Annotated in this window: 24 protein-coding genes; 5 read left to right on the forward strand and 19 right to left on the reverse strand. The window is 44.9% G+C overall.

The window, feature by feature from the left end; genetic code table 11:
• Window positions 1-370 precede the first annotated feature (370 nt).
• Window positions 371-1,024 (reverse strand): HAD family hydrolase, encoded by a 654-nt coding sequence (locus tag MHI53_RS21185; protein ID WP_061142757.1) that lies wholly within the window; start codon window positions 1,022-1,024, stop codon window positions 371-373.
• A 336-nt stretch (window positions 1,025-1,360) separates the two neighbouring features.
• Between MHI53_RS21185 and MHI53_RS21190 the strand changes: the two genes are divergently transcribed.
• Entirely contained in the window at window positions 1,361-2,158 is a 798-nt protein-coding gene (locus MHI53_RS21190; protein WP_340372212.1) for a peptidoglycan-binding protein, read from the forward strand.
• Between the two features lie 94 nt (window positions 2,159-2,252).
• On the opposite strand, the gene MHI53_RS21195 is transcribed toward MHI53_RS21190, so the two are convergent.
• Genes MHI53_RS21195 through MHI53_RS21205 form a run of 3 tightly spaced genes read right to left on the reverse strand, consistent with a single transcriptional unit; the run spans window position 2,253 to window position 4,233 of the window.
• Window positions 2,253-2,774 carry a GNAT family N-acetyltransferase gene (locus MHI53_RS21195; RefSeq protein WP_340372213.1) on the reverse strand — a complete coding sequence of 174 codons (522 nt, stop codon included), beginning with the start codon at window positions 2,772-2,774 and terminating at the stop codon, window positions 2,253-2,255.
• A gap of 21 nt (window positions 2,775-2,795) precedes the next feature.
• Window positions 2,796-3,206, reverse strand: coding sequence for a VOC family protein (locus tag MHI53_RS21200; protein ID WP_340372214.1), 411 nt, complete (start codon window positions 3,204-3,206; stop codon window positions 2,796-2,798).
• A gap of 19 nt (window positions 3,207-3,225) precedes the next feature.
• On the reverse strand, window positions 3,226-4,233 hold the full coding sequence (locus MHI53_RS21205; RefSeq protein WP_061142754.1) for a phosphotransferase: 1,008 nt from the start codon (window positions 4,231-4,233) through the stop codon (window positions 3,226-3,228).
• Between the two features lie 269 nt (window positions 4,234-4,502).
• Here MHI53_RS21205 and MHI53_RS21210 point away from each other — a divergent pair, with 269 nt between their 5' ends.
• On the forward strand, window positions 4,503-4,952 hold the full coding sequence (locus MHI53_RS21210; RefSeq protein WP_340372215.1) for a YfmQ family protein: 450 nt from the start codon (window positions 4,503-4,505) through the stop codon (window positions 4,950-4,952).
• Window positions 4,953-5,311: 359 nt separating this feature from the next.
• Here MHI53_RS21210 and MHI53_RS21215 read toward each other — a convergent pair whose 3' ends face one another.
• The 4 genes from MHI53_RS21215 to MHI53_RS21230 all read right to left on the reverse strand — a co-directional run bounded on the left by MHI53_RS21215 (window position 5,312) and on the right by MHI53_RS21230 (window position 11,032).
• Window positions 5,312-6,361 carry an aldose epimerase family protein gene (locus tag MHI53_RS21215; RefSeq protein ID WP_340372216.1) on the reverse strand — a complete coding sequence of 350 codons (1,050 nt, stop codon included), beginning with the start codon at window positions 6,359-6,361 and terminating at the stop codon, window positions 5,312-5,314.
• Between the two features lie 17 nt (window positions 6,362-6,378).
• Window positions 6,379-7,866, reverse strand: coding sequence for a UDP-glucose--hexose-1-phosphate uridylyltransferase (galT, locus tag MHI53_RS21220; RefSeq protein WP_061142751.1), 1,488 nt, complete (start codon window positions 7,864-7,866; stop codon window positions 6,379-6,381).
• A 111-nt stretch (window positions 7,867-7,977) separates the two neighbouring features.
• Entirely contained in the window at window positions 7,978-9,150 is a 1,173-nt protein-coding gene (locus MHI53_RS21225; protein ID WP_340372217.1) for a galactokinase, read from the reverse strand.
• 79 nt (window positions 9,151-9,229) lie between these two features.
• Window positions 9,230-11,032: a sugar-binding domain-containing protein gene (locus MHI53_RS21230; RefSeq protein ID WP_340372218.1), complete on the reverse strand. Its 1,803-nt coding sequence runs from the start codon at window positions 11,030-11,032 to the stop codon at window positions 9,230-9,232.
• A gap of 205 nt (window positions 11,033-11,237) precedes the next feature.
• Between MHI53_RS21230 and MHI53_RS21235 the strand changes: the two genes are divergently transcribed.
• Window positions 11,238-11,447, forward strand: coding sequence for a hypothetical protein (locus tag MHI53_RS21235; protein ID WP_061142748.1), 210 nt, complete (start codon window positions 11,238-11,240; stop codon window positions 11,445-11,447).
• Window positions 11,448-11,870: 423 nt separating this feature from the next.
• Here the strand turns inward: MHI53_RS21235 and MHI53_RS21240 are convergent, their stop codons facing one another.
• The 5 genes from MHI53_RS21240 to hpaB form a co-directional block, all read right to left on the reverse strand.
• Window positions 11,871-12,860, reverse strand: coding sequence for a LacI family DNA-binding transcriptional regulator (locus MHI53_RS21240; protein ID WP_061142747.1), 990 nt, complete (start codon window positions 12,858-12,860; stop codon window positions 11,871-11,873).
• Between the two features lie 146 nt (window positions 12,861-13,006).
• Complete coding sequence (locus MHI53_RS21245; RefSeq protein ID WP_061142746.1) at window positions 13,007-13,837, reverse strand: carbohydrate ABC transporter permease; 831 nt, start codon at window positions 13,835-13,837, stop codon at window positions 13,007-13,009.
• Entirely contained in the window at window positions 13,838-14,740 is a 903-nt protein-coding gene (locus MHI53_RS21250; RefSeq protein WP_061142745.1) for a sugar ABC transporter permease, read from the reverse strand.
• 81 nt (window positions 14,741-14,821) lie between these two features.
• Window positions 14,822-16,093 (reverse strand): ABC transporter substrate-binding protein, encoded by a 1,272-nt coding sequence (locus MHI53_RS21255; protein WP_340372219.1) that lies wholly within the window; start codon window positions 16,091-16,093, stop codon window positions 14,822-14,824.
• A 404-nt stretch (window positions 16,094-16,497) separates the two neighbouring features.
• Entirely contained in the window at window positions 16,498-17,955 is a 1,458-nt protein-coding gene (gene hpaB / locus MHI53_RS21260; protein ID WP_340372220.1) for a 4-hydroxyphenylacetate 3-monooxygenase, oxygenase component, read from the reverse strand.
• Between the two features lie 215 nt (window positions 17,956-18,170).
• Here hpaB and MHI53_RS21265 point away from each other — a divergent pair, with 215 nt between their 5' ends.
• On the forward strand, window positions 18,171-19,037 hold the full coding sequence (locus MHI53_RS21265) for an SDR family oxidoreductase (RefSeq protein ID WP_061142742.1): 867 nt from the start codon (window positions 18,171-18,173) through the stop codon (window positions 19,035-19,037).
• Window positions 19,038-19,086: 49 nt separating this feature from the next.
• Here the strand turns inward: MHI53_RS21265 and MHI53_RS21270 are convergent, their stop codons facing one another.
• Window positions 19,087-19,575, reverse strand: coding sequence for a hypothetical protein (locus MHI53_RS21270; RefSeq protein ID WP_340372221.1), 489 nt, complete (start codon window positions 19,573-19,575; stop codon window positions 19,087-19,089).
• Window positions 19,576-19,886: 311 nt separating this feature from the next.
• On the opposite strand from MHI53_RS21270, the gene brnQ reads away from it, so the two are divergent.
• Window positions 19,887-21,221, forward strand: coding sequence for a branched-chain amino acid transport system II carrier protein (gene brnQ / locus MHI53_RS21275; RefSeq protein WP_061142740.1), 1,335 nt, complete (start codon window positions 19,887-19,889; stop codon window positions 21,219-21,221).
• A 161-nt stretch (window positions 21,222-21,382) separates the two neighbouring features.
• Here brnQ and MHI53_RS21280 read toward each other — a convergent pair whose 3' ends face one another.
• The 5 genes from MHI53_RS21280 to sdaAB all read right to left on the reverse strand — a co-directional run bounded on the left by MHI53_RS21280 (window position 21,383) and on the right by sdaAB (window position 24,634).
• On the reverse strand, window positions 21,383-21,937 hold the full coding sequence (locus tag MHI53_RS21280; protein ID WP_340372222.1) for a DinB family protein: 555 nt from the start codon (window positions 21,935-21,937) through the stop codon (window positions 21,383-21,385).
• On the reverse strand, window positions 21,912-22,457 hold the full coding sequence (locus MHI53_RS21285) for a GNAT family N-acetyltransferase (RefSeq protein ID WP_340372223.1): 546 nt from the start codon (window positions 22,455-22,457) through the stop codon (window positions 21,912-21,914). The genes MHI53_RS21280 and MHI53_RS21285 overlap by 26 nt, the downstream gene beginning before the upstream one ends.
• A 147-nt stretch (window positions 22,458-22,604) precedes the next feature.
• Window positions 22,605-22,763, reverse strand: a complete 159-nt coding sequence (locus tag MHI53_RS21290) for a hypothetical protein (protein WP_260320206.1) — start codon at window positions 22,761-22,763, stop codon at window positions 22,605-22,607.
• Between the two features lie 291 nt (window positions 22,764-23,054).
• Window positions 23,055-23,930 (reverse strand): L-serine ammonia-lyase, iron-sulfur-dependent, subunit alpha, encoded by an 876-nt coding sequence (gene sdaAA, locus MHI53_RS21295; protein ID WP_061142739.1) that lies wholly within the window; start codon window positions 23,928-23,930, stop codon window positions 23,055-23,057.
• Window positions 23,931-23,971: 41 nt separating this feature from the next.
• A complete protein-coding gene (gene sdaAB / locus MHI53_RS21300) occupies window positions 23,972-24,634 on the reverse strand; it encodes an L-serine ammonia-lyase, iron-sulfur-dependent subunit beta (RefSeq protein ID WP_061142738.1) in 663 nt (220 codons plus the stop codon).
• Window positions 24,635-24,780 lie beyond the last annotated feature (146 nt).

Raw genomic sequence — 24,780 nt, forward strand, 5'->3', positions numbered from 1 at the left:
AAGCTAAGCACCTGCAGTGCAATGAAACGGTCTAGGTACAGATCCTCCAAAACTGTGGGCAATCAAGATTTCACATTCGTTTTCAATCAAAGTGGAATGAAACGGAAGGGGCGACACTCCTGCGGGAAATGCGCGTCCACTTGAGACCCCGCAGGCTAAAAGCCAAGGCGGCTCAAGGACCGCCCGCGGAAAGGGAGCACCTGCAGTGCAATGAAAACGGTCTAAGTACAATTATCAAAACTGAAGGCAATCTGGATAAGATGTTTACTTGTGGAAGCAAATTCAGCTTGTATGGTCACGCCTGCAGGAAAGGAAGAAACTTTATATCTTCGGCGTTGGTTATGGGCAATACGTTAGCACTCGGTCCAGATCATTGCTCAATCTGCCTTATGACATCAGCCAAGCTTTTTTCCCGCATGGACTGCAGGCGCAAATGATGGTGTTCAAACGCTAAAGCCTCCGTCACGGGATTTGGGACGATCACACATTTTAATCCAGCTTTAAGGGCCGCTTGAAGTCCATTTAATGAATCTTCAAAGGCGACGGCTTCCGTCGGATCAATCTTCAACACTTCAATTGCCTTTATATATAAATCAGGCGCTGGTTTAACCTTATCCACATCATCACCCGTGATAATGGCCTCGAAATAGTGTAACAGACCGAGTTTTTCCAAATAAAGAGTGACCCACTCTTTCGATGAACTTGATGCAAGGGCAATTTTATAACCTGCATTCTTTGCTTCCTCCAAATATTCCTTTACACCTTCACGTGCCTTTGGTGTCTTCATCTTTCCTTCATGCAGGCTTTTCGCTTTCGTTTCAATCTCCTCACTATTGTATCTGTCACCTAACTGGGATTTGAAAAATGCATTCAGTTCCGTATTATCCGTTCCGATGCATGTAACAAAACGTTCGAGAGGCAAGTCCGCTTCATAAAAAACCATCGTTTCTTTATACGCTTCATACCAAGCCGTTTCCGTGTCTAAAATTAAACCGTCAAAGTCGAAAATAACTGCTTTTATCATCCTATTCCCTCCCCTTGGATTGCTTGAGGACAAAGCCCAGGCTCCTTCCCTAAACGTACATGAATGCCTATCCTTATTCAACTGTACCGACCTCTCATTTTCGTTCCATTAAAAAGGATAAGGATTCTAAGCTATCTTTTCCTTCTTGCATCGTTCGAATGCAAAATCCGCGATGACTAAGGATATCGTAGCCCTATCTCCGCCTCATTTCTTTCCTTTGCCGTTACATGTTTTAACAGTTCCTTAGTGCCTTCGCGGTGTTTTTCCTTACCTGCGCTAAAAAAGGGGATGGGTTAACGAATCGTTTAACTGCAGGAAACAACGAGGAGGATAAACATGAAGAAGATAATATTAACGATCCTGACGGCTTCCGTATTCATTCTAGGCGTTTGCACGCCAACAGACAGCGAAGCCGCAGCCGGGAATCGCACCCTTTCATTCGGAATGAGTAATAGTGATGTAAAAGAGCTCCAAGAATTATTAATGACCAAAGGGGTCTTCCCTTATCATGAAGAAACAGGGTATTATGGGCCGATTACAAAAGCATCGGTTAAGAAGTTCCAGGTGAAATCGGGATTGAAAGCCGATGGAATAGCGGGAGCGAAAACGAATCAAAAAATACAGGTGTTGCGCAGCGGGGATATGGGACGACCAGTAGCAGAGCTGCAAAGGTTATTGAAAGCAAAGGATGCCTACACATCGACGATTGATGGCATCTATGGCAAAGGCACGAAGCAAGCCGTTATCAATTTTCAAAAACAACAGGGATTATCGGCCGATGGAATGGCCGGTGCACGGACCTTCAGTAAATTGAAGGAAACAGCTAGTGTAGCGAGTTCATCCGCCAAAGAGCTTACGGTCACAAGCACAGCTTATACAGCGAGCTGCCAGGGATGCTCAGGTACCACCAGAATGGGCGTCGACCTGAAAAAGTATGATGATGTGAAACTGATAGCCGTCGACCCCAATGTCATTCCGTTAGGCTCCATCGTTGAAGTCGAGGGGTACGGACAAGCCATCGCGGCAGACACGGGCAGCGCCATCAAAGGAAACAGAATCGATGTATTCATTCCAAAGGAAGATGATGCGTTAACATGGGGAAGAAAGCAAGTGAAGGTCAAGGTCATCAAATGACCGATTGCTGATTCATCATATAAATCCATTACATAACGGAAAGGGCAGGCATGGAGGCAACTGTTTCCATACCTGCCCTTTTTTCTTTCGATCATCAAACCAACTTATACATCAAAATGTCATCCACGTATACATGATCATTCAGCTTATATTCCTGGATTTTACGGCCTTCTTCAACGAACCCCATCCTTTTGTATAAGGAAATGGCCCGGTGATTGGTGGAGAACACGCCCAAACTCACCTTCTCGATGAGCGGGTTCGCTTCTGCCCAATCCAATAATGCACGAAGCAGCTTTTCTCCGATTCCCAACCCACGGTAACTGTCGCTGATCATGATGCCAAATGAGCCCTTGTGCGACATCCTTTTTCGTTTTTCAGATTGAAACACTATCCAGCCGATGACTTCCCCCTTCACTTCGGCGACAATGATCGTTTCCCTGTCATTTTCCAATAGTCCTTGTATCCATTCCCTTTGCTGCTGCTCCGTTTTATTGAACTCGTCCGATACGGCAATGAAATACTCGCCTTCGGAAATAACGGCTTGCTGTATGGTCAAAACCGCTTCTGCATCTTTCCCTTCAGCAGTCCTGATTTTATATGAAAGCGTCTCGGACATCCTTCTTCCCTCCCCCATTTTTCATATGCTGCCAGCTGATATCATCTGTGAAAACCTTAGTAAATACCCATCCGGATCTTGCACTAAGATCTCCTTCACGGTGACACCCCCGTCAGCGCTTTCGTAATGATTGACCATTACATCCCTGAATAATTTTATTCCATGCCCTTTTAAAGCAGCCGCCATTCCTTCAACATCATCGATTTCAATTTGAAAGTTAACTCCTCTACCAAGCGGATACATCCATTCAGCTGTATTCCAGCTCCCATTCAATTCTTCTATCATCATTTGCGCTTCGCCTAATGAAAGAAAGGCGAATTTATCTTCCACACGTTCATATTCCAAATGAAATCCCAAAATATCAAGATAAAATTTTTTCGATTCACTAATATTCGTTACGGATAATTCAGGTATTAGTGCCTTGTATATCATGCCTGCTCGATCCCCCGTGTCATCGTGATGCCACGTCCAAATCGAAGTGAACGATCGGACGGTTTTCGATGATTCTTTTTTCGATCGTTCGAACCGTTTTGTTCCATTCACGATCCGAATTTTCCAAATCATATTTTTTATGAAAAAAATTATATAATGTAAGATCCCTTACCTTCAAAAATAAAGGAATTGTCTCGTAATCTTCACGTGCCAGTTTATTTTCCGTTTCATAGCCCTTCATGAATGCCCTCATGAATTGGGCGGCATATCCATCCAGGTCTTCCACGCCTTCGCGTTCCAAGCTCCCGATCAAATAATATAAAGGGATGGCCAAGTCGCTGGCGAACCAGTGATTGGAGCAGTCATCAAAGTCAAAGATGTGAATCCTGCCTTCATGGTAATGGAAATTCCCGTGGTGAATATCGGAATGAATCAAGCCGAAGTTATCGCGGTGGACTGGAAGCGCCTTTAGTTTGCTGGTGATTACTTCTTGCTGCCGCAACACTTGTTCCGGAGCATCGGCTTGATAGTGTGCAGCATCCAATAATTCTTCTTCATGCCAATCCATCCTTTGATAAACTTTTTCAGGAATGTAGTCTTTTGTTTTTTTATGCAGCTGACCTATCGTTTTCCCCCATACATAAAATAAATCCCCGTCATGATTAACATCCGTTAGCTTCACTCTTGCACCAGGGGCCTTTTCAAACAGGCAGCAATGAAACTCCGACCCATCAAGCCCCTTTACCATTTCAACCAGGTTATGGTCCCTTGAAGGAATAACCTTCGGAACCGCGCATCCGTCATTGTGCAGATACTCCATCCATTTTAGCTCAGCCAGCACTTGAGCTTTTGCACGATGTGATTGATGGGTCAACCTCAGAATATATGGTGTCCCGTCGCGATAAACCTCAAATACATAGTTCTCGGCATCGCCCAATTTGACCGGATTCCCTGTGTTCACTTGAAAATAACGCCCGGCCAACTCCACCATTTCAGCGGTGAAAATCCTCTCTATTGACGCTTCCATTTTCTTCACTCCCTTTAATGACGCAAAAAGTCCTACTTGGTTATACGATATCCATTCGCCTTTCTCCTTTTTTTGTCTCAGCTTTTTTTACTCATGAAAAAAAACTCCAGGAAACCTGAAGGGTGGGATGACCGTTACTTTTTATTTTCAAGACTCGGTAACAAATGTGGACAATTTATTAACTTTGAGAGCTATTATGCCCTGAGCTGCTTTAGCATGTTATCATCAATTCAATAATATATTATTAAATATTACGGAGATGATGATAGGTGACAACGACCGCTTTAATTTTAACCATTTTCTTTAGTATCATTAAGCTACTGGTTTCCTGTCTTCCAACGAGTACAGTGAATTGGATCCTTAAGAAATTCGAACTTCATTTCGAACTCAACCAAGCTCATACAAGTTTGACGATCCAGGGAAAACGCTTGGAGGGCGAAGACAAGCTGCATGTTATAAATCATTATAATGAGGCGAAATTCTTAAAGAAAAAACATATATTCCCGGGCAACGAACGATTGTTTTTGCATCCGGAAAACGGGGGAACTCCATTAATCTTTGATACGAAACAAGGTAAAAAAGATATAAAGTTACATGTCTTCATCTACCCTGACCACATCGATGTAGTTAAACAATACAAGAAGAAAATAGCTGCGTATACCCTGTCTTGCGATAGCCTCCAAGAACGTTCTATGCGATTAAGCAGCGATTTAGCTTAAAGGGTCAAAGTGGTCATTCAGGTATAGACAAGGGGAACGTCCGAATGGGATGTTCCCCCTTCTTATTCCATTAAAAGCTTCATTTCCTTGCCCAAGCTCCTTGGATTTTACTTAGGCATACAATCTGCCCAATATGATATGCGTCATGCATGGCTAAGCTCTTCAGTTCCAGCACTACTGGATTATCTTCTCCCGGGATCTGTTTGTACAAATCTTCATGGTCTGATTTTGCTAGGATTTTTAATGGGACAGAAGGACAGTGGCATCAAGGAATGGAAAAAAGCAGACAAATTCCAATGCTGTGGAGTTTGCCTGCAGTCTGAAAACCTCCATGGGGTCCACACTCCATGAGGAGTCATTTATTCGGTTGTGCCAAAACGCCACTTGGTCACAGACTTATACCGCTCCCCCTCGCCCACAAGAGTAGTAGGGAACTGTGGATGATTGATGGCATCCGGGATACCTTGGGTTTCCAAGCACAGGCCCAGGTATTTTCCCGATTGCTTTCCGCGAATTTGAAAATCATCTTCCAAAGAATTGCCGGTGTATAAAACGACCGAGGGCTGATTGGTTTCAATGATAAGTCTGCGGCCGCTTTCTTCATCTTCCAAAACGATGTCCGCTGAATCGCCCCCTCGTAATAGAAAAGGATGATCATACCCGTTTCCAGCCAAGAGGTTTTGCGGATGCCGTGATGTGATTCCGTCTTGGATAACACGGCCTTTGCGGAAATCGAATACAGTCCCCTCCACATCCAAGGCCTGACCTGTTGGTATCAAGCAATCATCAAGCTCCAGGCATTGATCGCTTTTTAACGTCAGCCGATGTAATGCGATTGACCGTTTCAGATTGCCGCTCAAATTAAAGTACGTATGATTGGTAAGATTCAAAATGGTCGGTCGATCACTTTCGCCTTCGAGCGTAAGGATGATTTCATGATCGTTTGTCACCGTATAAATCACCGCCAGTTCAACCGTTCCAGGATAGCCTTCCTCCAGATGGTCGCTTAAACGGCTATAGCGAAGGCTTATTGAGTCGGCCTCTTCGGTGATGGATACATCCCAAACCGCTTTATCAAACCCTTTGATGCCGCCATGAAGATGGTTGCCAAGATTGTTTTGGGCAAGTCTGTACGTCTCTCCATCCACTGTAAGCAGCCCATTTTTAATCCGGCCAGCGTGGCGTCCGATCACTGAGCCAAAATAGGGGGAATGCTTCTGATATTCGGCAACGGTGTCAAAACCGAGTACAACATTTTCCGTTTTCCCATGTCGGTCAGGAACGAAGATGCTGGTGATTGTACAGCCATAATTGAGGCATGTTACTTCCATCCCTGCATCATTGACGATTTTATGTTCCACGATTCGCTTTCCATCCAGTTCCCCTAAAAAAGCTTGAGATACCTTCATTTCCCTTCTCCTCCATCCTATAGACTCAGACAAAACCGGCGGAATGCCTGTTGACCCTGCAGATCCCTTTTGAATACGCCGGCGTCCTCCAATGTCCTGAGGAATTTAACACCCAATTCTTTTCGCAGGATGCCTTGAACGGTTTCTTTACAAATGCTTGCCTCATAGCGTGCCTTGATTTCGTTAGCCCATGACGAATGATATCCCTGCACTTTTTTCGTTCCGCCCAACAAATAGGCTTCGATCTCCTCCAGCTCCTCTTTCAGCCTTGCCGGAAGAACGGCAAGACCCATCACTTCGATTAAGCCGATATTTTCCTTCTTTATATGATGCACATCACGGTGGGGATGAAAGATTCCATCTGGATGCTCATCATTTGTACGATTGTTCCTCAGTACAAGATCCAGCTCGAAATGACCATCCTTCCAGCGTGCAATCGGCGTGATCGTATTATGCGGCGTCTCACCTGAATAAGCGATTATTTCCGCCTCTTCATCCGAGTATAGCCTCCACTTCTCGAGGATGTCCGCCGCCGCTTCCATCAACTCTTCCTTGTTTTCACTTCTTAGACGAATGACTGACATCGGCCACTTCAAGGTATGGGCTGTCACTTCCGGAAAACCGTCCACGTCGAAGCGGAATTCTTCCACTGCGTTTTCCATGGCAAATTCATATCTCCCGCCTTGGTAATGATCATGATTCAATATCGACCCTCCTACAATCGGGAGATCTGCATTCGAACCAATAAAATAGTGGGGAAACTTTTCCACGAATTCCAAGAGCCTTGAAAATGTTCCTTTGGTTATTTTCATATCACGGTGCTCTTCCGAAAGAACAATGCAATGTTCATTATAATAAACGTACGGAGAAAATTGAAAATGCCAGCGTTCATCCGTCAATTCAAGCCGGATCGTCCGATGATTCGAACGTGCCGGATGGCCGATCCTCCCGTTATACCCTTCATTCTCGACGCAGAGGAGGCAGCGGGGATAGGATAGGGCTTGCCGTTTTTCTTTCTCCAACGCGATTTGCCTTGGATCCTTTTCCGGCTTCGAGAGGTTGATCGTAATATCGAGTTCACCGAATGGACTTTCCAATTTGTAGTTGATGTTTTTATGGATATGCTTCATTTGTATATAATTGCTGTTCTGGCTCAATCGATAAAAATATTCTGTCGCCGCTTTCGGGTCTTGCTGATACTTTTCATAAAAGGTTCCATTCACTTCCGACGGTTTTTTGATGAGAACATTCATGATTTTACTGCTGAGGATTTCTTTATCGATGTCGAGATCACCAATGATGCCCTTTTCGCTGGCATAAACCGCCATTTCCTCAAGCAAATCAGGAATCGCTGCATTTTTCCGTTCCTCTGCCGCAAGCGGGAATTCCTCCAAATGAAGGATGGCCAACATTTGATTGCGGGAATAAATTTCATCCTCTTTCACCATCAAATGGAGCTGAACGGCCCGATTCAGAAGTGTTTGAATAGCTGTATATATGTCCATATAAACACTCCTTCGCTAATCTATTTTTCCTATCCTGGTGGATCGGTTCAATGCCATTTCCATGCATCTTTTGCCTTTAATCTCAGGGGACCGAGAGACGAGAGCGGACCTTCAGATTCGTTTGGCTCCGTCCCCTATGCTTGCTACATAAAAATCGGCTTCATAGCCAATTTCTTGCTTATACCGTCCACCGACTTCTTTGATAAAGGAATCCACCTCATTCGCATCGACCAATGCTATCGCACATCCGCCAAAACCGCCGCCGGTCATTCTCGCTCCCACGGTTCCCGCTTGTTCCCACGCCGCTTCCACTAGGGTGTCCAATTCAATTCCCGTGATTTCATAATCATCGCGCATGGAAAGATGAGATTCATCCATGAGGTTTCCAAAGGTGCTTAAGTCCCCTTCCTTCAGCGATTTCAAGGCTTTTTTTGTCCGGTTGTTTTCATACACCGCATGTTTGGCCCGCCTCTTTAGCATATCGTCTTCAATCAAGGAAAGGTTGTCTTCAAATTCCTCTTCCGTAAGATCACCCAGGCTTTGGATATCCAGCTTACTTTGCAAAAGCCGCAATGCCTCCTCACATTCCGAACGGCGCTGATTATACTTGGAGTCTGCCAGTTCCCTTCTTTTGTTGGAGTTGATGATGATGATTTTATGGCCCTCGATATTCAGCGGGGCATACTCATATTCAAGTGTTTGGCAGTCCAGGAATATCCCGCAATTCACCTTCCCCATCCCGACAGCGAACTGATCCATGATACCGCTGTTGACCCCAATGAATTCGTTCTCGACCTTTTGTCCAAGCTTGACAAGCTCGATACGGTCAACCCCGAGAGCAAAAATCTCATCCAGGATGACCCCCATCAGCATTTCGAGTGACGCGGATGAAGAAAGACCGGCTCCATTCGGGAGATTGCCAGACACATATAAATCAAAGCCAACAGGAAGTGCTCCCTCTCTTTCCTGTATATAACGAATCATGCCTTTTGGATAATTAGCCCAATTATCTTTTGCATCGAATTCCAATCGATCAAGCGAGAATTCGATGATGCCTTTGTTTGCGAAATTTTTTGAGTAGACACGAACGCGGCGATCTTCCCTTAGCTTGACAACGCCATAGGTACCATATGTGATTGCACAAGGCAGCACATATCCCCCATTGTAATCGGTATGCTCCCCTATAAGATTAATCCGTCCTGGCGAGAAGAAGGTGTGCACCCCCTGACTTGCCTCGATTGAAAATACATGCTGAAACTCAGTTATTAACGTGTTTTTGTCCATGGGCCCTCCTTTATATATCCTTGATAAAATGAAAGGCCAGCGCAAAGCTTCATATCCTCTGCCACTGGCCCCTTTTTCGTTAAGAGATCGTTTCCGGATGCCACATATCATTGATTTCCTTGATCTTTTTCAAGTCACATTTCGGTTTTCGATCATAGGTCAGGATCCCGTTGATTTCTTGCTCTACATCCGTTAGTTGGGTATAACAATATCCGTGAAGAACGTTGGATGCATAGATCGCTTCCATAATTCTTCGGTAGTCCCCTACAAATTCTTCTTCATTTACGGCCGATGTATATCCCCAACCAGCTTCTTCCCCGACCTTATAGCCGATACCGCCGAATTCGGTCAAAAGGATCGGTTCTCCCTGATGGGAAAAACCATCGGCATAAATTTTTCGTTTCGCTGGCATGGACGCAAGGACAGCCTCTTTTGTCGCCAACTCGCCTTTGTACGTTTCATATTTGCCCTCTTCATCCTTCGCACCGTGATTGTAGTTGTGGATGGCGCAAATATCCGTTTTCGTAAGTTCCCAGCCGTCATTCGATATCACCAGCCTCGTTCCATCCAAGGAGTGAAGGAGGTGGTACATCGCCAACGAATGATGCTGCTGATTGGAATTATCCTTGATATGCGGCACGCCCCAGCTTTCGTTCAAGGGCACCCAAGCGACGATCGAAGGATGATTATAATCTCTTGCTACCATCTCAATCCACTCTCTCGTTAAACGGGCAACCGAATCGTTATTGAACGAAGCGGATGCCGCACACTCTCCCCAAACAAGATAGCCTAGCTTATCCGCCCAATATAAAAAACGGGGATCCTCTGTCTTTTGATGCTTACGGCACCCGTTGAAGCCCATTTCCTTAGCCAATTCAATGTCTTTTTTCAGATCTCCATCCGTGGGGGCCGTCAGCAGCCCATCTTCCCAATACCCTTGATCAAGGACAAGCTTTTGATAATAGGGTTTATTATTCAAATAAACCATGCCATTTTCCGTATGGACCTTCCTCATCCCGAAATATGTTTCAACCTCATCTAGTAACCTGCCATTCTCATCTTTCAATTTTATCGTTACATCAAAAAGGTTTGGATTCTCCGGAGTCCAGTTCCAGCCGTCATGGTGCGTGTTCGTTCTGAAAATTTTATGATTATGGAGGTTGAAGCTGCGGCTCGTATATCGTTCCATGATGCACAGGCTATCCTTGACGATCCGTTCCCCTTGGAAGTTGATCTCGACGTCTACATGTTTTCCGCTGTAGTCTCCCGATACCTCAAATTCCATTTGGATATTTCCATGATCGATATCCGGCGTCCATTTAAGGTTCTCCACACTCACTGGCTCGACCGGCTCGATCCAAACCGTTTGCCAGATGCCTGTCGTTCTCGTGTACCAGATCGACTCCGAATTTTCGAGCCAAAACTGCTTGCCGCGCGGGATCGTTTCATCCGTGGATGGATCCTCTGCCTTTACAACGACCGTTTCTTCCCCGCCAGTTAAATACTCCGTTATGTCATACTTAAAGTTTGTGTGACCACCTTCGTGAAATCCCACAAACTGTCCATTCACGTATACCCATGATCGATAATCCACCGCTCCAAAATGAAGGTGGATCCGTTTTCCCTTCCATAGATCGGACAGTTCGAAATGCCGTTTATACCAAACGATATCGTGAAGGCTTTTATCTTCAATGCCGCTCAGCTTCGTTTGATAGGCGAAGGGGACTTGGATTTCCTTGTCAAAAACCGCGGCATCCTGCGCATACCACTTTTGATTGGAACCAATTTTTTGATCGTCAAAAGCAAATGACCAGGCCCCATTTAAATTCAGCCAATCCTTGCGAACAAATTGAGGTCTTGGATATTCCTGGCGATATGTCATGGCATTCTCTCCCTATAGATGATTGATTTCCTTATAAAAAAAGTCATTACGATTATTGAAAGCGCCTACAACACCATTTTATATAATCAGTAAAATAACGTCAATAATTTTAGTAAAATTTTTATCAATCCTTTTTCTTACCAAAATAAAAAACCATGGAAGGATTCCATAGTTTCAAGCTAAAAGTAATGGGAGTTAAAGGTAATTGTTAAAACATCGTGATCCCGGAACGATGGATGCAAGACTTCCGGTTGAAGTGAAAAGAAACGGGCTAAGAACAGATAATCCAGAGCTATGGGCAATGGAATGCTATCTTCAAATTCTTACAAAGGGGAATGAAAAACAAGGCGCGACACTCCTGCTTGCGGTAAATACGCGTCTACGTGAGACACCGCAGGCTGTAAGAGGCTGCTGAAAAATAACGCTTTTTAAATTTTCATCTATATACTGACAATAAAAGAAGCTAACAACCTATATGCAGTAGGTAATTAGCTTCGTTTTCTCTTTAAACGGACTTTTTCAGTGCCCACTTGAAAGCCGAGGAGGCTCAAGGACCGCCTCTGGATAAGGATCGCCTGTAGTGGAATGTAACGTTCGTTCTATAACCATCAGTTCGGTGGGCAATGAAGTTTCCATCTCCGTTTTCACGCAGAGTGGAATGAAACGGAAGGCGCGACACTCCTGCGGGAAATGCGCGTCTACGTGAGACCTCGCGGGCTGAAAGCCGAGGAGGCTCAAGGACCGCCCGCGGAAAGGGAGCACCTGCAGTGGAATGTAACGGTCTATGTGCACTCCTCAAAAAAATTGAAGAATCACGATTCACTCTGCATCATTTCATTCAGAAGCTGCTGCTCCTGATGATCAATTCCGTACCGATCAAGACTTGCTTGACGATTTTGCGACCCATCACTTGCTCCATCACTAAGTCGGCTGCCGTTTCCCCCATCAATTCCGTGTGCACCTTAAGGGTCGTTAGCGCTGGATAGACATATTTCGAAACACTGATATCATTGAGCCCAATGATATTGACTCGTTCGGGCACCGGTATGCCTTCTTCATGCAATGCACGTAAACAACCGATCGCAATCAAGTCATTCCCGGCAAAGAAGGCCGTAGGCAGTTCGTCACCATGCTCGGTAATGGCCGCTTTCATTAATCGGTATCCGTCCTCCACGGAAAAAGTCCCCATATAGATGAACTTTTCTTCAAGCACTTGCTTTTCATTTCCATAGATTTTGAAGGTTTGTTCGCGCAAATCCCTGATATCGCCGGATTTGTCTTTATAGGACTCTTTTCCTCCTATGTAGCCGATCGAGGTATGTCCTTTTTCAATTAGATAGTTAATGATCTTTTTAGTGGCTTTCTCGAAATCGATTTTGACGGAATCAAATGAATCATCTTCAAGACTATGATCAACGAGGACGATGTTTTCCGTAATTTCCGCAAGTGCAAGGACTTGCTCCTTACTGAACTTCCCTATTGCAATGATCCCTTGGATATTTTCAAGCTTCACTTCCTCCAGGTCATTATAAAAATATTTTACGAGCTGGGCCTCCAGTTGCTGACAGCGCCTTTCGATTCCAAAGCGGATCGACATATAGTATAAGTCTTCAAGCTCTTCTTTTTCTGTATACCAATGGATAATCGCAAATTTGGAAGGTGCTGCCTTTCGTATAGCCCGCCGTTTATATGATAACGTTTCTGCTGCTTCAAATATCCTTTTCCTTGTCTCATCCGTAACGGAAAGGGAATCGTCATAATTCAGAACTCTTGAAACGGTCGCAATGGAAACGCCAGCTTTTTCAGCTATATCCTTTATCGTGGCCATCCTAATCAATCCATTCTTACATAATTTCTGTATGTGCCTTATCTTAATAATTTCATATTATCCATAAAAAAGAAAGGGGCTATTCCTAAAGGGAATCGTAAATCATTCCGGGATACCTGCCCATTTCCCGCTCCCCTGCAATCATTTCATTTAATGCCTGTTTGGGTGACTCCCTTGATGAACGAGCGCTGACCCAAAATGAAGATAAGGATAACGGGAATGGTGGCAATCGCCGTTAACGCCATTAGCCTTCCTGGTGAAGAAACGAAGCTTCCTTGCTGCATGATGGCAATGCCAGTCGTGATGGTTCGCATTTCCGGCGAGCTTGTCGTCAGCAATGGCCAAAGGAAATCGTTGTAAATCGACATGAAGGTGAAAATCGCCAATGTCCAAATAATGGGGCGTGCAGATGGTAAGGCAATCTTGGTGAACACCTGCCATTTGTTCGCTCCATCCAGATGGGCTGCCTCCTCCAATTCCTTCGGGAAAGCCTTGAAGGATTGATATAAAAGAAACACGCCAAATGCGTTGGCGGAATAAGGCAAAATGAGCACGGCATATGTATCCAATAAACCTAGCTGGTTGAACCCCATATATAAAGGTAAAAACGTGATCACCCATGGAATCGTCAATGAGCCAATGAACATCGCGAACAATAGCTTTTTGAAAGGCACGTCCAGCCTCGCCAAACCATATGCAGCAAGGGTATCGACAATTAACACGATCAACGTGCCTGCAATTCCGACAAATAGCGAATTTGACATCCACGTAAAGACTGGCGTATCCGAGCCGCCGCTAAGGCTATACGTATAATTCTCCAGCGTGAATACTTCCGGTATCCATTTAATTCCAGAGGTGAAGGCTTCTTGATCCGTTTTAAAGGAAGTAGCCAGCATCCAAAAAAGAGGAGCGATAAAGAAGATGGAAACGACAATCGCTATCGTGACTATAAATATCTTGAACCCTTTATTTCTCATTTACTTCATTGCCTCCTTCTTTTCCCTAGTCAGTCTAAATTGAACGAGTGAGATGATGATCATGATCAGGGCCATCAATATCGACATCGCTGCGGCATTTCCCAATTGCCGCTGATTGAAGCCCTCCTCGACAATATTCATCAGGAGGACCTGCGTTGATGTGCCTGGACCGCCCCTGGTCATCAAATAAGGCTGGCCATAGATATTGAAGGATGCGATCGTCGAGGTAAGGGTGACGAATAGCATCGTTGGCTTGATGGTCGGCAGCGTAATGTGAAAGAAGGTCTGCCATCTGTTGGCGCCATCCAATGAACCGGCTTCATATAACTCCTCCGATACCTCATTCAAGGCATTGGTGAAGATCACCATATTGAATCCTATCGTCCACCAAAGCGTCGCGATGATGATGGAAACCCAGGCCCAAGGGATATCCGTCAGCCAAGGGATTGCCGAAAGCCCTACCTTCTGGAGATATTGATTGATTAAGCCACTGTTCGTATCAAATATCCAAAGCCAGATGATGGCAACGATGGAAACGGATACAGAGTAGGGGATGAAATAAGCAGTTCGGAATAGACCTGTCAGTTTCTTTGGCAGGGCATTCAGCAGCAGCGCTAAACCAAGCCCGACGGCGACAAGTAATGGCACACTGAAGAGGACGAACAAGAACGTATTTTTCAGTCCCTCAAAAAATAAATTGTGCAGATAGGATTCAGAGTCAAAAATATTCAGGTAGTTTTTAAGCCCGACGAACTCTTTGACCGGATTCAGCAAATCCCAATCGTGCAAACTGATCCAGACCCCATATCCAATCGGTGCTATGAGAAAAACAGTAAACAAGATCAAGTACGGTAAGACAAATAAACTGGAAGTGGCTTTCGATTTCCACGATGTTCGCTGCATAGGTTTCTCTCCTTATTAATCTCTGCGGTCGATATAATAATAGGAGGAAGCAAGTGATATTCACCTGCCGCCCCCTTCAAGTCATTTATTCAAGATCTGGTCGGCTTTTTTCGTTGCATCATCCAACGCCTGTTTTGGATCTTTTTTCCCTAATAACGCCAGATTCACTTCAGCCCATAATGGATCTGAGATCTGGCCCCAGTTTGCAATTCTTGGGGCAAACTTGGCGTATTCAAACGAAGCGGCAACCTTAGGCTGTTGAACCATGCTTTTAAATTCTTCATTTTGCTCATAGATTGCCTTGGAAGCAGGGGCTTGACCTGATTTTGCCCATTCCAATGTGTTCTTGGCAGCGAATTTCAGGAAATCATTGATGGCGGCCAACTTTTCTTTATCTTTAACAGTAGCGGGTATGACAAAATTATGACCATTTGCATATACCGCTTGTTTTTCCGTTCCCAATTGCGGCACTTCGGCAACCCCATAATTAATGCCTGCCTTGTCCCACTGCTCCATCATCCACGGTCCATTGAACTGCATCGCATTTTTGCCTTGAAGGAAAAGGTTCACTTCTCCATCTTGCTGAACATTGGCCGGGGACACCTTCTGCTTGTGGATAAGATCCGCCAGGAAGGTCAATGCTTCAACACCAGCCGGGCTATTGTAATCAGGCTTGCCATCCTTTAAAAATTCCCCGCCATTTTGATAGAAGATCGTCGGGTAAATGAACTGATTCGGCCAAAGAGTCGGCACGACATAGCCATATTGTCCCTTTGACTTGTCCGTTAACTTTTTCGCAAAACGGAGGAACTCCTCCCGATTCACCGGGGCCTTTTCAGGATCCAAACCAGCAGCCTTGAACAAGTCCTTGTTGTAATACAGAAGCAGGGGATGGATATCCAACGGGATCGCATATTGCTTTCCGTCCACTGTCCCGGCTCCCCAGGCCGTTTCGGAATAGTCCTCTTGTTTGATACCTGCAGATGCCACTGTCTCGCTAACATCTTTCACTAGATTTTTTTCCACATAGTTCGTTAACTGATCGGTATGCATGATTAATAGATCAGGAGCATTTTTTTGACCGGAAAATGCTACATCGACCGTTTTATAATAATCCGATTGCGGAACGATTTGCATATTCACTTCATATTCAGACTGCGATTTATTATAGTTCTCGACAATATTCTTCATTCTCGGGCCATCCGCACCAGAAAATGGTGTCCAAAATGTGATCTTTTTACCGTTGCCTTCATCACCGGAGGTCGAAGCTTTATCTTCATTGGAACAAGCAGCCAAAGATCCTATCGCAAGCGCTGTTGCCAGGACAGCGCCGATTAGCTTTTTCTTTTTCATCTAGGTTAACTCCCTTATGTTTATTTCGATCCACTTGAATACAATCAGGAATGGATGATCGTAAGACATCGTTCCCCTTCTATCAGCAACACACCTCCCGTTTTGATGAATGCGCTTTCAACTATCGATAAAAAATTTTAAGTAAAATTTTTACTTAAAATAAATATATACTTGGACCTATTTGTTGTCAACGGTTTTTCCCACACCAAAAATTAAAATTCAGACAACTTTGAAAAAGGGATGCCGTTACAATGGAGTCGGTTTGCCGATGCCAGATTCGCCCGCCGCCATTGGCCGGGGTGTAAAAGACACTAAAAAAAGTAGTCCATCAAACACCTTAGCGATTGCGTGTTTTGGGCTACTTGATGTGGATGATAGTGTCAAGCAAATGACGAAAGGCCGAATCAATCATCGGCTAAGCGGTCAGTGGACGACAAAATGGATTCCACGCGTTTTACATAGGGTGTAGAATCATAGGAAGAATACAATTGGCTTGCAAGCCTGATTGGATCACCAAAGAAAAACCGTTCGTATAACGTTTCTCTTGTACCAAATGAACTCATGCACATATCCCATGCCAAACGAAAAAGCTTAGTGCGATCTTCTGCATTTTTGGATGCGCCTTGCAAATATCGATCTAAATCTTTTCTGATCCCGGATCGGAACGCATTTTCTGTTGGGGTCGTCATTAACCCGCTTGCACCTAGCAATTGAATGATTTCCGTAAACCTTGGATAAATTTTGGGAAACAAATTACAGGCAATTTGAAGCGTTAATTGATCTGGCCTCATGTAACCCCATTCATCTACTTGCGCTTCCATTTCCGCTTTAAACAGCAAGGCTTTCATCGTCTCCAGGGCAACGATGATTTCGGTCGCTTTTTCTTGGACATGCTGATAGGCGCCAATATTTATCGTCTCGACGATGGATTGCACAATGCCTAGAATGAATTCAGTTTTAACGATCCGTCTGGCTACAACCTGATGCATGGTGAAAGCGGAAAATGAACTGGAATTCATGAAGGTATTGGAGATTTCACGATTATCAAAATAAAATACCCGATCCCAGGGGACCAATACATGGTCAAAAACAACAATCGTATCCATTTCTTCAAATCTCGAACTCAAAGGATGATCGAATGCAGATTCCCCGCCAACAAAGGAATCCCTGCAGATGAATTTCAAGCCCTTGCTGTTGCTGGGAATGCTGAATGAAAAACCTTGATCCTTCCCCCCGAATCCTGCTGCTGACAATACTAATATTTCATCCGTTATCCCGCCCTGTGTCGCCAATACCTTCGCACCGTTGATCACGATTCCCTCAGCATTTCTTTCGACGATTTTTGCTGCAATCGGCTCCTCCGCATTTTCAAAATGATAGTGGGCCCGGTTTACCTGCGGATCAATAAAAGTATGAGTGATCGATAAATCATTTTCGCGTGCATATTCATAGAAATTCGTTATATGTTCTGGATAACAATTCGCTTTGCCTGCCAATAAGCCTACAGAAGAAGCAAATGCCATGATGACCGTATTCATATAATCCGGACTTCTGCCCATCATCCCATTGTTCAGCTTCGCCCAATCTTGAATCATGGTGCGCCTGTTGACTAGATCATCGATTGTCTTTGGCTGTAAGTAGGACATTCCCACCGGTTTTCCCGTTAAGGGGGATAGATAAGTCATTTTTTGTTTGACTCGGTCTTCAAGCTGGAAATCATATAATTTTCCTTGGCTTTTCATGACACCCTTAAATGCAGGATGCTCCGAAATCTTTCCCGTCACAAGATCTCCATCGATCCATACAGTCGCTTTTAGCCGGTCAATCCGATCAATATACTGATTTCCGTTAATAGCTGCCATTTTTCCGCCCCTTCCTTCGTGATATCATATTAAGCTTTATTTTTCTTTGTTACGGAAATTCGGGGTGATTTGGCGAAACTTTCATGATTGCACCATTCCCTCTCATGCTTGGTTTGGTATGCCCTTAAACGGGACCCTTACACAACCATGATGTTTATCTGCCCTTCTTAACGGCTAAAGTATCCATACATCAAATCATATAAGGGGAGATTTTCTTGAATATATATGAACAGCAAAAAAATGGACAGCCCGGACAAACACAGCCAAGGCAGCCCGGCATCGAATCAAAGATGGATCCACTGCCGATTCAGCCGAAAGATTACAAAGGAAGCGATAAACTGAAGGACCGCGTCGCACTGATTACTGGCGGCGATAGCGGCATCGGGCGTGCGGTTGCGATGGCGTATGCAAAAGAAGGGGCCCATGTCGTGGTGAATTATTTGGATGAGCACAGTGATGCAGAGGAAACGAAGCAGCTGATTGAAGCGGAAGGCGTTCGCTGCCTCTTGCTGCCAGGAGATGTATCGGAGGAAGCGACCTGCAAGGAATTGATCAAAAAAACAGTCGACGAATTCGGCAAGCTGGATATCCTTGTCAATAACGCTGCGGTGCAATACCCGACGGAAAATATTGAGGATATCACGGACGAGCAATGGGACAAGACGTTCCGCACCAATATATATTCCGTATTCTACATGAGCAAGCATGCCGTCCCGCATATGAAGCAAGGTAATTCCGTCATTAACACGACCTCCATCAACCCGTACAGAGGACACGCTACATTGATGGATTATACGGCGACAAAAGGGGCAATCGTCGGCTTCACACGCAGTCTTGCCCAGAATGTGGCAAAGAAAGGGATCCGCGTCAATATGGTGGCCCCAGGCCCAATCTGGACTCCGCTCATACCGGCGACGTTCGACGAACAAAGCGTAGCGGAATTTGGCACGGAGGCACCGCTTGGCCGCCCTGGGCAGCCGGCAGATCACGCCGGGGCCTATGTACTGCTCGCATCTGATGAAGGAGCTTATATAACAGGACAGTGCATCCATATCAACGGCGGCATCACGATGTCTTCTTAACAAGCCTCAAACGACCGCAAGCCTGATGCTTCCGGTCGTTTCTTTTTCCTTAACACCAAACGATGATTCGATATGGCGTGGTTTGGGCAGGGATGCTTTTGGTGGCAGGTCCATAGATGACAATGAGATTTCGGTTTTCAGGAGATCTCGAAAAAGGTTGCCCGTTTTGTAAAACGATTTGCGTGAACGAGGAAAGATTCAATCGCAATTGACCATCCCGGCTCTCCAGCTGGTCGTTAAAATAATCCACCTTCACATTTTGATATGGACGATCCTTCACCATGATAAGTGCCCGATATTGCGGCGGGTAAATAAGAGGAACAGCCGCATTTTCATCATAATATCCAGTTACCCGATCACCTACCGACACCATTGCCTGGTCGACGAAGTACGTGCGGGGTGACACGACGAAATTCACGGATGTCCCCCTATCTTCCACCGATACTAATTTATAGCAGCCCTCCCGCTCACCATTTTGCCCGGTTGGAAAATCACTGACCATGGTGACGATTCCATGAAACGGTTTAAAACTAATCATGACCCAATCCCTCCAATAAACGTCCCAAAATGATATCCTTTTAATTTATGTGCAATGATTACCTATCGTTCATGATTGATTGCAACTTAATGGTATGAGTTGCTTTTAGATGCTCAAAATAAGATAAGGAAAGCTGGAAACGGAGACCTGGGCAAAAGATTTGGCAATAAAATTCAAAAAATATATTGAAATATCAATTTTATTTAGATATAATACGAAATGGTCTTAAATATTAGTTTGTCTACAATTTTTAGAAAATTTAATTATTTTTTAAAATAGTAAATTATGGGTAAATTCATGGAGGTTTTAATGTGTCTAATAAAGTGCCATCTTCATTCATAGTAGTGATCGGTTTCATGCTGTTCGCTTTATTCTTTGGGGCAGGAAATTTAATCTTCCCGCCAATGCTTGGTCAATCGGCAGGAATGAATGTCTGGATTGCCAATGCCGGGTTCTTGGTAACGGGAGTCGGACTGCCTTTACTCGGTGTAATGGCGCTTGGCTTTTCAGGAAAAGATGATTTACAGTCGCTAGCGAGTCGCGTACATCCGGTGTTTGGGATTGTCTTCACAACCGTTCTATATTTAGCGATCGGGCCGCTATTCGCAATACCACGAACAGGTAACGTATCCTTTGAAATCGGTGTGAAACCTTTCTTACCCGAAAATCCAGGACCACTGCCTTTAATCATCTTCACCATCATCTTTTTCACGGTAACGTGTCTTCTTTCGCTCAATCCTGCGAAAATTGTCGAAATTGTGGGGAAAGTTTTGACACCGATCAAGTTAACGTTCATTGGAATTCTCGTGGTGGTCGCATTCGTTCATCCAATCGGGGACTTTCAAGCACCTGCCAGTAACTATACCATTCAACCATTTTTCAATGGATTCAAAGAAGGGTATTTAACGATGGATACACTTGCATCCTTTGTTTTTGGTATCATCATCATTAATGCCATCAAAGCAAAAGGCGCCACAACAAAAAAACAAATCATGATCGTTTGCGGAAAAGCAACCGCCATTGCTGCCATCATCCTTGCAACGATTTATACGGCCCTTTCCTATATGGGAGCTTCCAGCGTAGAAAAGCTGGGACATCTGGACAACGGAGGGATCGTCTTGGCCAAAGTATCGGATTACTACTTTGGGGCGTACGGCGGAATCCTATTGGGACTAATGATTACGGTAGCCTGTATAACGACAAGTGTAGGACTGATAACGTCTTGCTCGACATACTTCCATAAACTATTCCCGAATCTGCCATACAAAACCATTGCGATCAGCTTATCGGTCTTCAGTGCAATAGTTGCCAATATCGGCCTGACCCAGCTCATTGCCATTTCCGTACCTGTGATGACAGCCATTTACCCGTTGGCCATCGTATTGATTTTCTTAACATTCTTCCATTCTCTATTCAAAGGGAAACCGGAAGTGTATCAAGGCAGCTTACTGCTGACCTTCATCGTCAGCTTATTTGATGGATTAAGCGGAGCTGGCATTCACATTTCATTCATCGATACTTTCTTTAATGCAATCCTTCCTTTATATGGGGAAGGACTAGGATGGATCATCCCGGCCATCGTAGGAGGACTCGTCGGTTACGCCAGCAGCCTCATACGCCCGAGCCACAACCATCAAATCGACTAATAAAAAAACAGCAAAATAATCTGTCCAGGATCCTGGACAGATTATTTTTGTTTTTATTCTTGTTTTGCTGTTGGCTGAATTTTTCGTGCCGGGACGGGGTCTCGCGCGCTGGGGCGAATTCTCACTCCACTCGGACGGATTATCGCCAGTTTGATCGGTCGTTAACTTTTTATTTCGTTCCGTAATTGCCTCAGTTGTTGAAAGATTTGTCCGCGGTGATGGGATTCGTGTTCAATCAAATGGTAAACGACCCATTCAGGTGTGACGTCATATTTTTCAAGTATTCTTGGTTTACGCCAGTCATCCAGGTCCATTGTTTGGAAATATGAGAGGAAAACTTTGCGTACCCGGTTCAGGCGGTCCACGTGTTCTTCTACAGTTTGTCCCTCCATATGGGTCAGGGAGCCATCCGCTGAACGGCTGTCTGCCGGAAACAGGGCAAGTATTTCCGGGTCCCATTCCCTGACAAGCACTTCTTCGTATAACCAATCCGCCTCGACCAATGCAATGTGATAAAGCAGCGAGCCAATCGTTTGCCGTTCAGCCGTCTTCGTATCGATTATAGCTTGGCTGACGCCGGTTAATTGCGATAGGATCGTACGGCGTACATCTTCCAAACACCAGAGCCACCGCCCAATTTCTCCTTCATATCCCGGTAATGCAGTGATTCTTAATTCCCTTTTCTCCAATTCAATTCCCTCCGCTTTCACGTACATTCTTGGCATCCAATACCTGGGCCGTGTCCTTCCATTCGTAAACCAAAAGCGTTAATGCTTCGCCGGCTATTTTGATGGGTTCCGACTTAATCACCTTTGCTCCAAATGCTTCATAAAAAAATCGGGATTTGTTTCGATCGAGCACTTCGACCAAAATCGAATGAAATCCCAGCTCTTCCAATTTCAAAAACAGTTGCTTCAGAAGCTTTTTGCCTATGCCCATTCCTTGAAATTCTTCGAGGATATATATGGCGGTTAAGTCACCGGAATCTGCAACCGGATTTTTTGCCCTTTTTCCGCCATTAATGAACCCGACAATCCTTCCATCGCCATTTTCTGCTAAGTAAACGTGATTCCCTTCATTCGATATATTCTCTATCCATGAAGCCTTTCTTTTGTGGTAGGACAGTTTCGCTAAAAAATCGTTCGGAATGATATTTTTATAAGTCGTTCTCCAACTGTCTACATGTACGATCGCTATCCCTTCTGCATCGGCGACCGTTGCCTCCCTTATCAGCATATCGAACCCCCTCATCTGTATCCTTTATAGTGAAATTCGTTGAAGGATATGGGTATTCCTCTTTTCCTTCCTTATTCCATAACAAAACAAAAAGAGCAATCCTCAGATTGCCCTCTCGTTCGCTTATTCGCTTTTTGGCACTCGCTCTTAATTTCCCAAAAAAAGATTGGCTCTCATTCCCTCAGATATACGCCTGCTTAGTAGATGATCCAGTTCCCGTTCTTGTTCAACCATTATCCGTTGCTCCAATTTTTGAGCATATAGTGCATAACCGATCCCATGAGCCTGAAACATTGCTTTTTCCATTGCCGACGTGTACGTTAATTCGAGAAAATTGATGAAGAATCAATCCTTTCCAGTTTAAATTTCGTTTTCATCTTATCATTCCGCCCGATAACTGACAAAGTGACTCAGCCTTCATATTCATTGATAATCCAGATTCTCGGCCGCCAGTTCAGCTCACGGAGCATGGAAACGCCGAATCGCTCTAATTTCCTCTATTTTCCTTTTTTTGATTTTTGTGATGCATGGCTTATACAGGTAAACAATGTAAAAAACCCCCACGAACCACGACTGTCGTTAATGGGGGTTGGATAATTATTTATAGGACCCGAATATTTCCTCTGCCAATCTCCGGCCTGTCGGAGTAGCCGCAAGGCCTCCCTCTGCCGTTTCGCGAAGGGCGACTGGCATGGTCTGCCCAATTTTATACATCGCATCGATCACTTCGTCGCATGGAATGCGGCTCGTTATGCCTGCCAGTGCCATGTCTGCTGCCGTTATCGCGTTAGATGCTCCCATCGCGTTACGTTTCACGCAAGGAACCTCAACTAAACCAGCCACGGGATCGCAAACAAGGCCAAGCATATTTTTCAATGTAATCGCCATCGCCTCTGCAGATTGACTAGGCGTACCTCCGGCTAGCTCCACAATCGCAGCTGCCGCCATTCCGCTTGCCGAACCGACTTCTGCTTGACAGCCTCCAGCTGCCCCTGAAATCGAGGCGTTGTTCGCAACGACAAAACCGAACGCTGCCGAGGTGAAGAGAAATTCGATCATTTCTGCCCTCGTCGGATTCAACTTTTCCTTCACAGCAAATAAGGTACCGGGAACCACACCTGCAGACCCCGCAGTGGGAGTGGCACAAATCATTCCCATCGCTGCATTCACCTCGTTCGTGGCAACAGCTTTGCTGACGGCATCCAAGAGCAGATTGCCTGCGAGAGCCCTGCCCGTCTTCATATAATTTTGCAACAGGACCGCATCTCCGCCAGTTAGGCCTGTAACGGATTGCACTCCCTTAAGTCCTCTTTCGACCGCTTGTTCCATGACCGTCAGATTCCTGTCCATTTTTTCAATGATTTGCTCCCTCGACAAGCCTGAGAACTCCATTTCTTGCAAAATCATGATCTCTGCGATTTTAACATTCTTACTTTCAGCTAGTTCAACCAACTCTGCTACATTCCGGAACATATCTCTACCTCCACATCTATACCAACATTCTTGAATTTTCTTTATTCGACCATTTTAATGACTTGCAAAACGTTTTCCAATCCCTCAAGCTCTTTCATGATTTCAAGCTTGATCTTCTGATCCACTTCGATCACCATGAGGGCCATCTGGCCTTTTTCTTTTCGTGAAACTTCCATATGACCGATGTTAATTTCGTGATTGGCCAACACGGTTGAAACGGAGGATATGATCCCGAACACATCGTTGTGCACAACCAGAATGGCTGGATTTTCGCCTGACAATTTAAGCTTAAATGTATTCAGCTCCGTTATTTCGATTGTACCCCCGCCTATGGAGATTCCAACAAGCTCCAATTCCTTCTCTTCATCGAATAGCCTGATCTTGACTGTATTGGGATGGTCCATCACCGTATCCTCGATTGTAAAGGTAACCTCCATGCCCGCTTCTTCCGCAATGGTTAAGGAGGAAGGGATCCTTTCATCATCGGTATCGAAATCCAATATCCCGCCAACGACAGCAACATCCGTGCCGTGTCCCCTGTAGGTTTTTGCAAAAGAACCGTACAAAGAAATGATGGCTTTATTAGGTTGCTTCCCGAATAATGTCCTTGCCACTCTGCCTATTCTGGCAGCTCCTGCTGTATGTGAACTGGAAGGTCCGATCATCACGGGACCGATTATATCAAATGCAGATCTGTATTTCATTGTGTACCGCTCCTTTTCTGGCACTAAACCGACATTGTTTATGCCGCTTTTTGTTCTTCATTCATGGACTGGCGGCGTAACCGCTTCTGCCAAAGCCTCCATTAAAGCCGAGCATCTATTAAGCTGTCGAAACGGACAACCTCTTT

This window comes from Peribacillus sp. FSL E2-0218, assembly GCF_037992945.1.
In the GTDB taxonomy this organism is placed as follows: Bacteria; Bacillota; Bacilli; order Bacillales; family DSM-1321; genus Peribacillus; species Peribacillus simplex_B.

Coding starts and splice junctions, on each gene's coding strand:
- MHI53_RS21185 (WP_061142757.1), bottom strand. CDS start 1,024: ATGATAAAAGCAGTTATTTTCGACTTTGACGGTTTAATTTTAGACACG.
- MHI53_RS21190 (WP_340372212.1), top strand. CDS start 1,361: ATGAAGAAGATAATATTAACGATCCTGACGGCTTCCGTATTCATTCTA.
- MHI53_RS21195 (WP_340372213.1), bottom strand. CDS start 2,774: ATGTCCGAGACGCTTTCATATAAAATCAGGACTGCTGAAGGGAAAGAT.
- MHI53_RS21200 (WP_340372214.1), bottom strand. CDS start 3,206: ATGATATACAAGGCACTAATACCTGAATTATCCGTAACGAATATTAGT.
- MHI53_RS21205 (WP_061142754.1), bottom strand. CDS start 4,233: ATGGAAGCGTCAATAGAGAGGATTTTCACCGCTGAAATGGTGGAGTTG.
- MHI53_RS21215 (WP_340372216.1), bottom strand. CDS start 6,361: ATGAAGGTATCTCAAGCTTTTTTAGGGGAACTGGATGGAAAGCGAATC.
- galT (WP_061142751.1), bottom strand. CDS start 7,866: ATGGACATATATACAGCTATTCAAACACTTCTGAATCGGGCCGTTCAG.
- MHI53_RS21225 (WP_340372217.1), bottom strand. CDS start 9,150: ATGGACAAAAACACGTTAATAACTGAGTTTCAGCATGTATTTTCAATC.
- MHI53_RS21230 (WP_340372218.1), bottom strand. CDS start 11,032: ATGACATATCGCCAGGAATATCCAAGACCTCAATTTGTTCGCAAGGAT.
- MHI53_RS21240 (WP_061142747.1), bottom strand. CDS start 12,860: ATGGCCACGATAAAGGATATAGCTGAAAAAGCTGGCGTTTCCATTGCG.
- MHI53_RS21245 (WP_061142746.1), bottom strand. CDS start 13,837: ATGAGAAATAAAGGGTTCAAGATATTTATAGTCACGATAGCGATTGTC.
- MHI53_RS21250 (WP_061142745.1), bottom strand. CDS start 14,740: ATGCAGCGAACATCGTGGAAATCGAAAGCCACTTCCAGTTTATTTGTC.
- MHI53_RS21255 (WP_340372219.1), bottom strand. CDS start 16,093: ATGAAAAAGAAAAAGCTAATCGGCGCTGTCCTGGCAACAGCGCTTGCG.
- hpaB (WP_340372220.1), bottom strand. CDS start 17,955: ATGGCAGCTATTAACGGAAATCAGTATATTGATCGGATTGACCGGCTA.
- MHI53_RS21270 (WP_340372221.1), bottom strand. CDS start 19,575: ATGATTAGTTTTAAACCGTTTCATGGAATCGTCACCATGGTCAGTGAT.
- MHI53_RS21280 (WP_340372222.1), bottom strand. CDS start 21,937: ATGTACGTGAAAGCGGAGGGAATTGAATTGGAGAAAAGGGAATTAAGA.
- MHI53_RS21285 (WP_340372223.1), bottom strand. CDS start 22,457: ATGCTGATAAGGGAGGCAACGGTCGCCGATGCAGAAGGGATAGCGATC.
- MHI53_RS21290 (WP_260320206.1), bottom strand. CDS start 22,763: ATGGAAAAAGCAATGTTTCAGGCTCATGGGATCGGTTATGCACTATAT.
- sdaAA (WP_061142739.1), bottom strand. CDS start 23,930: ATGTTCCGGAATGTAGCAGAGTTGGTTGAACTAGCTGAAAGTAAGAAT.
- sdaAB (WP_061142738.1), bottom strand. CDS start 24,634: ATGAAATACAGATCTGCATTTGATATAATCGGTCCCGTGATGATCGGA.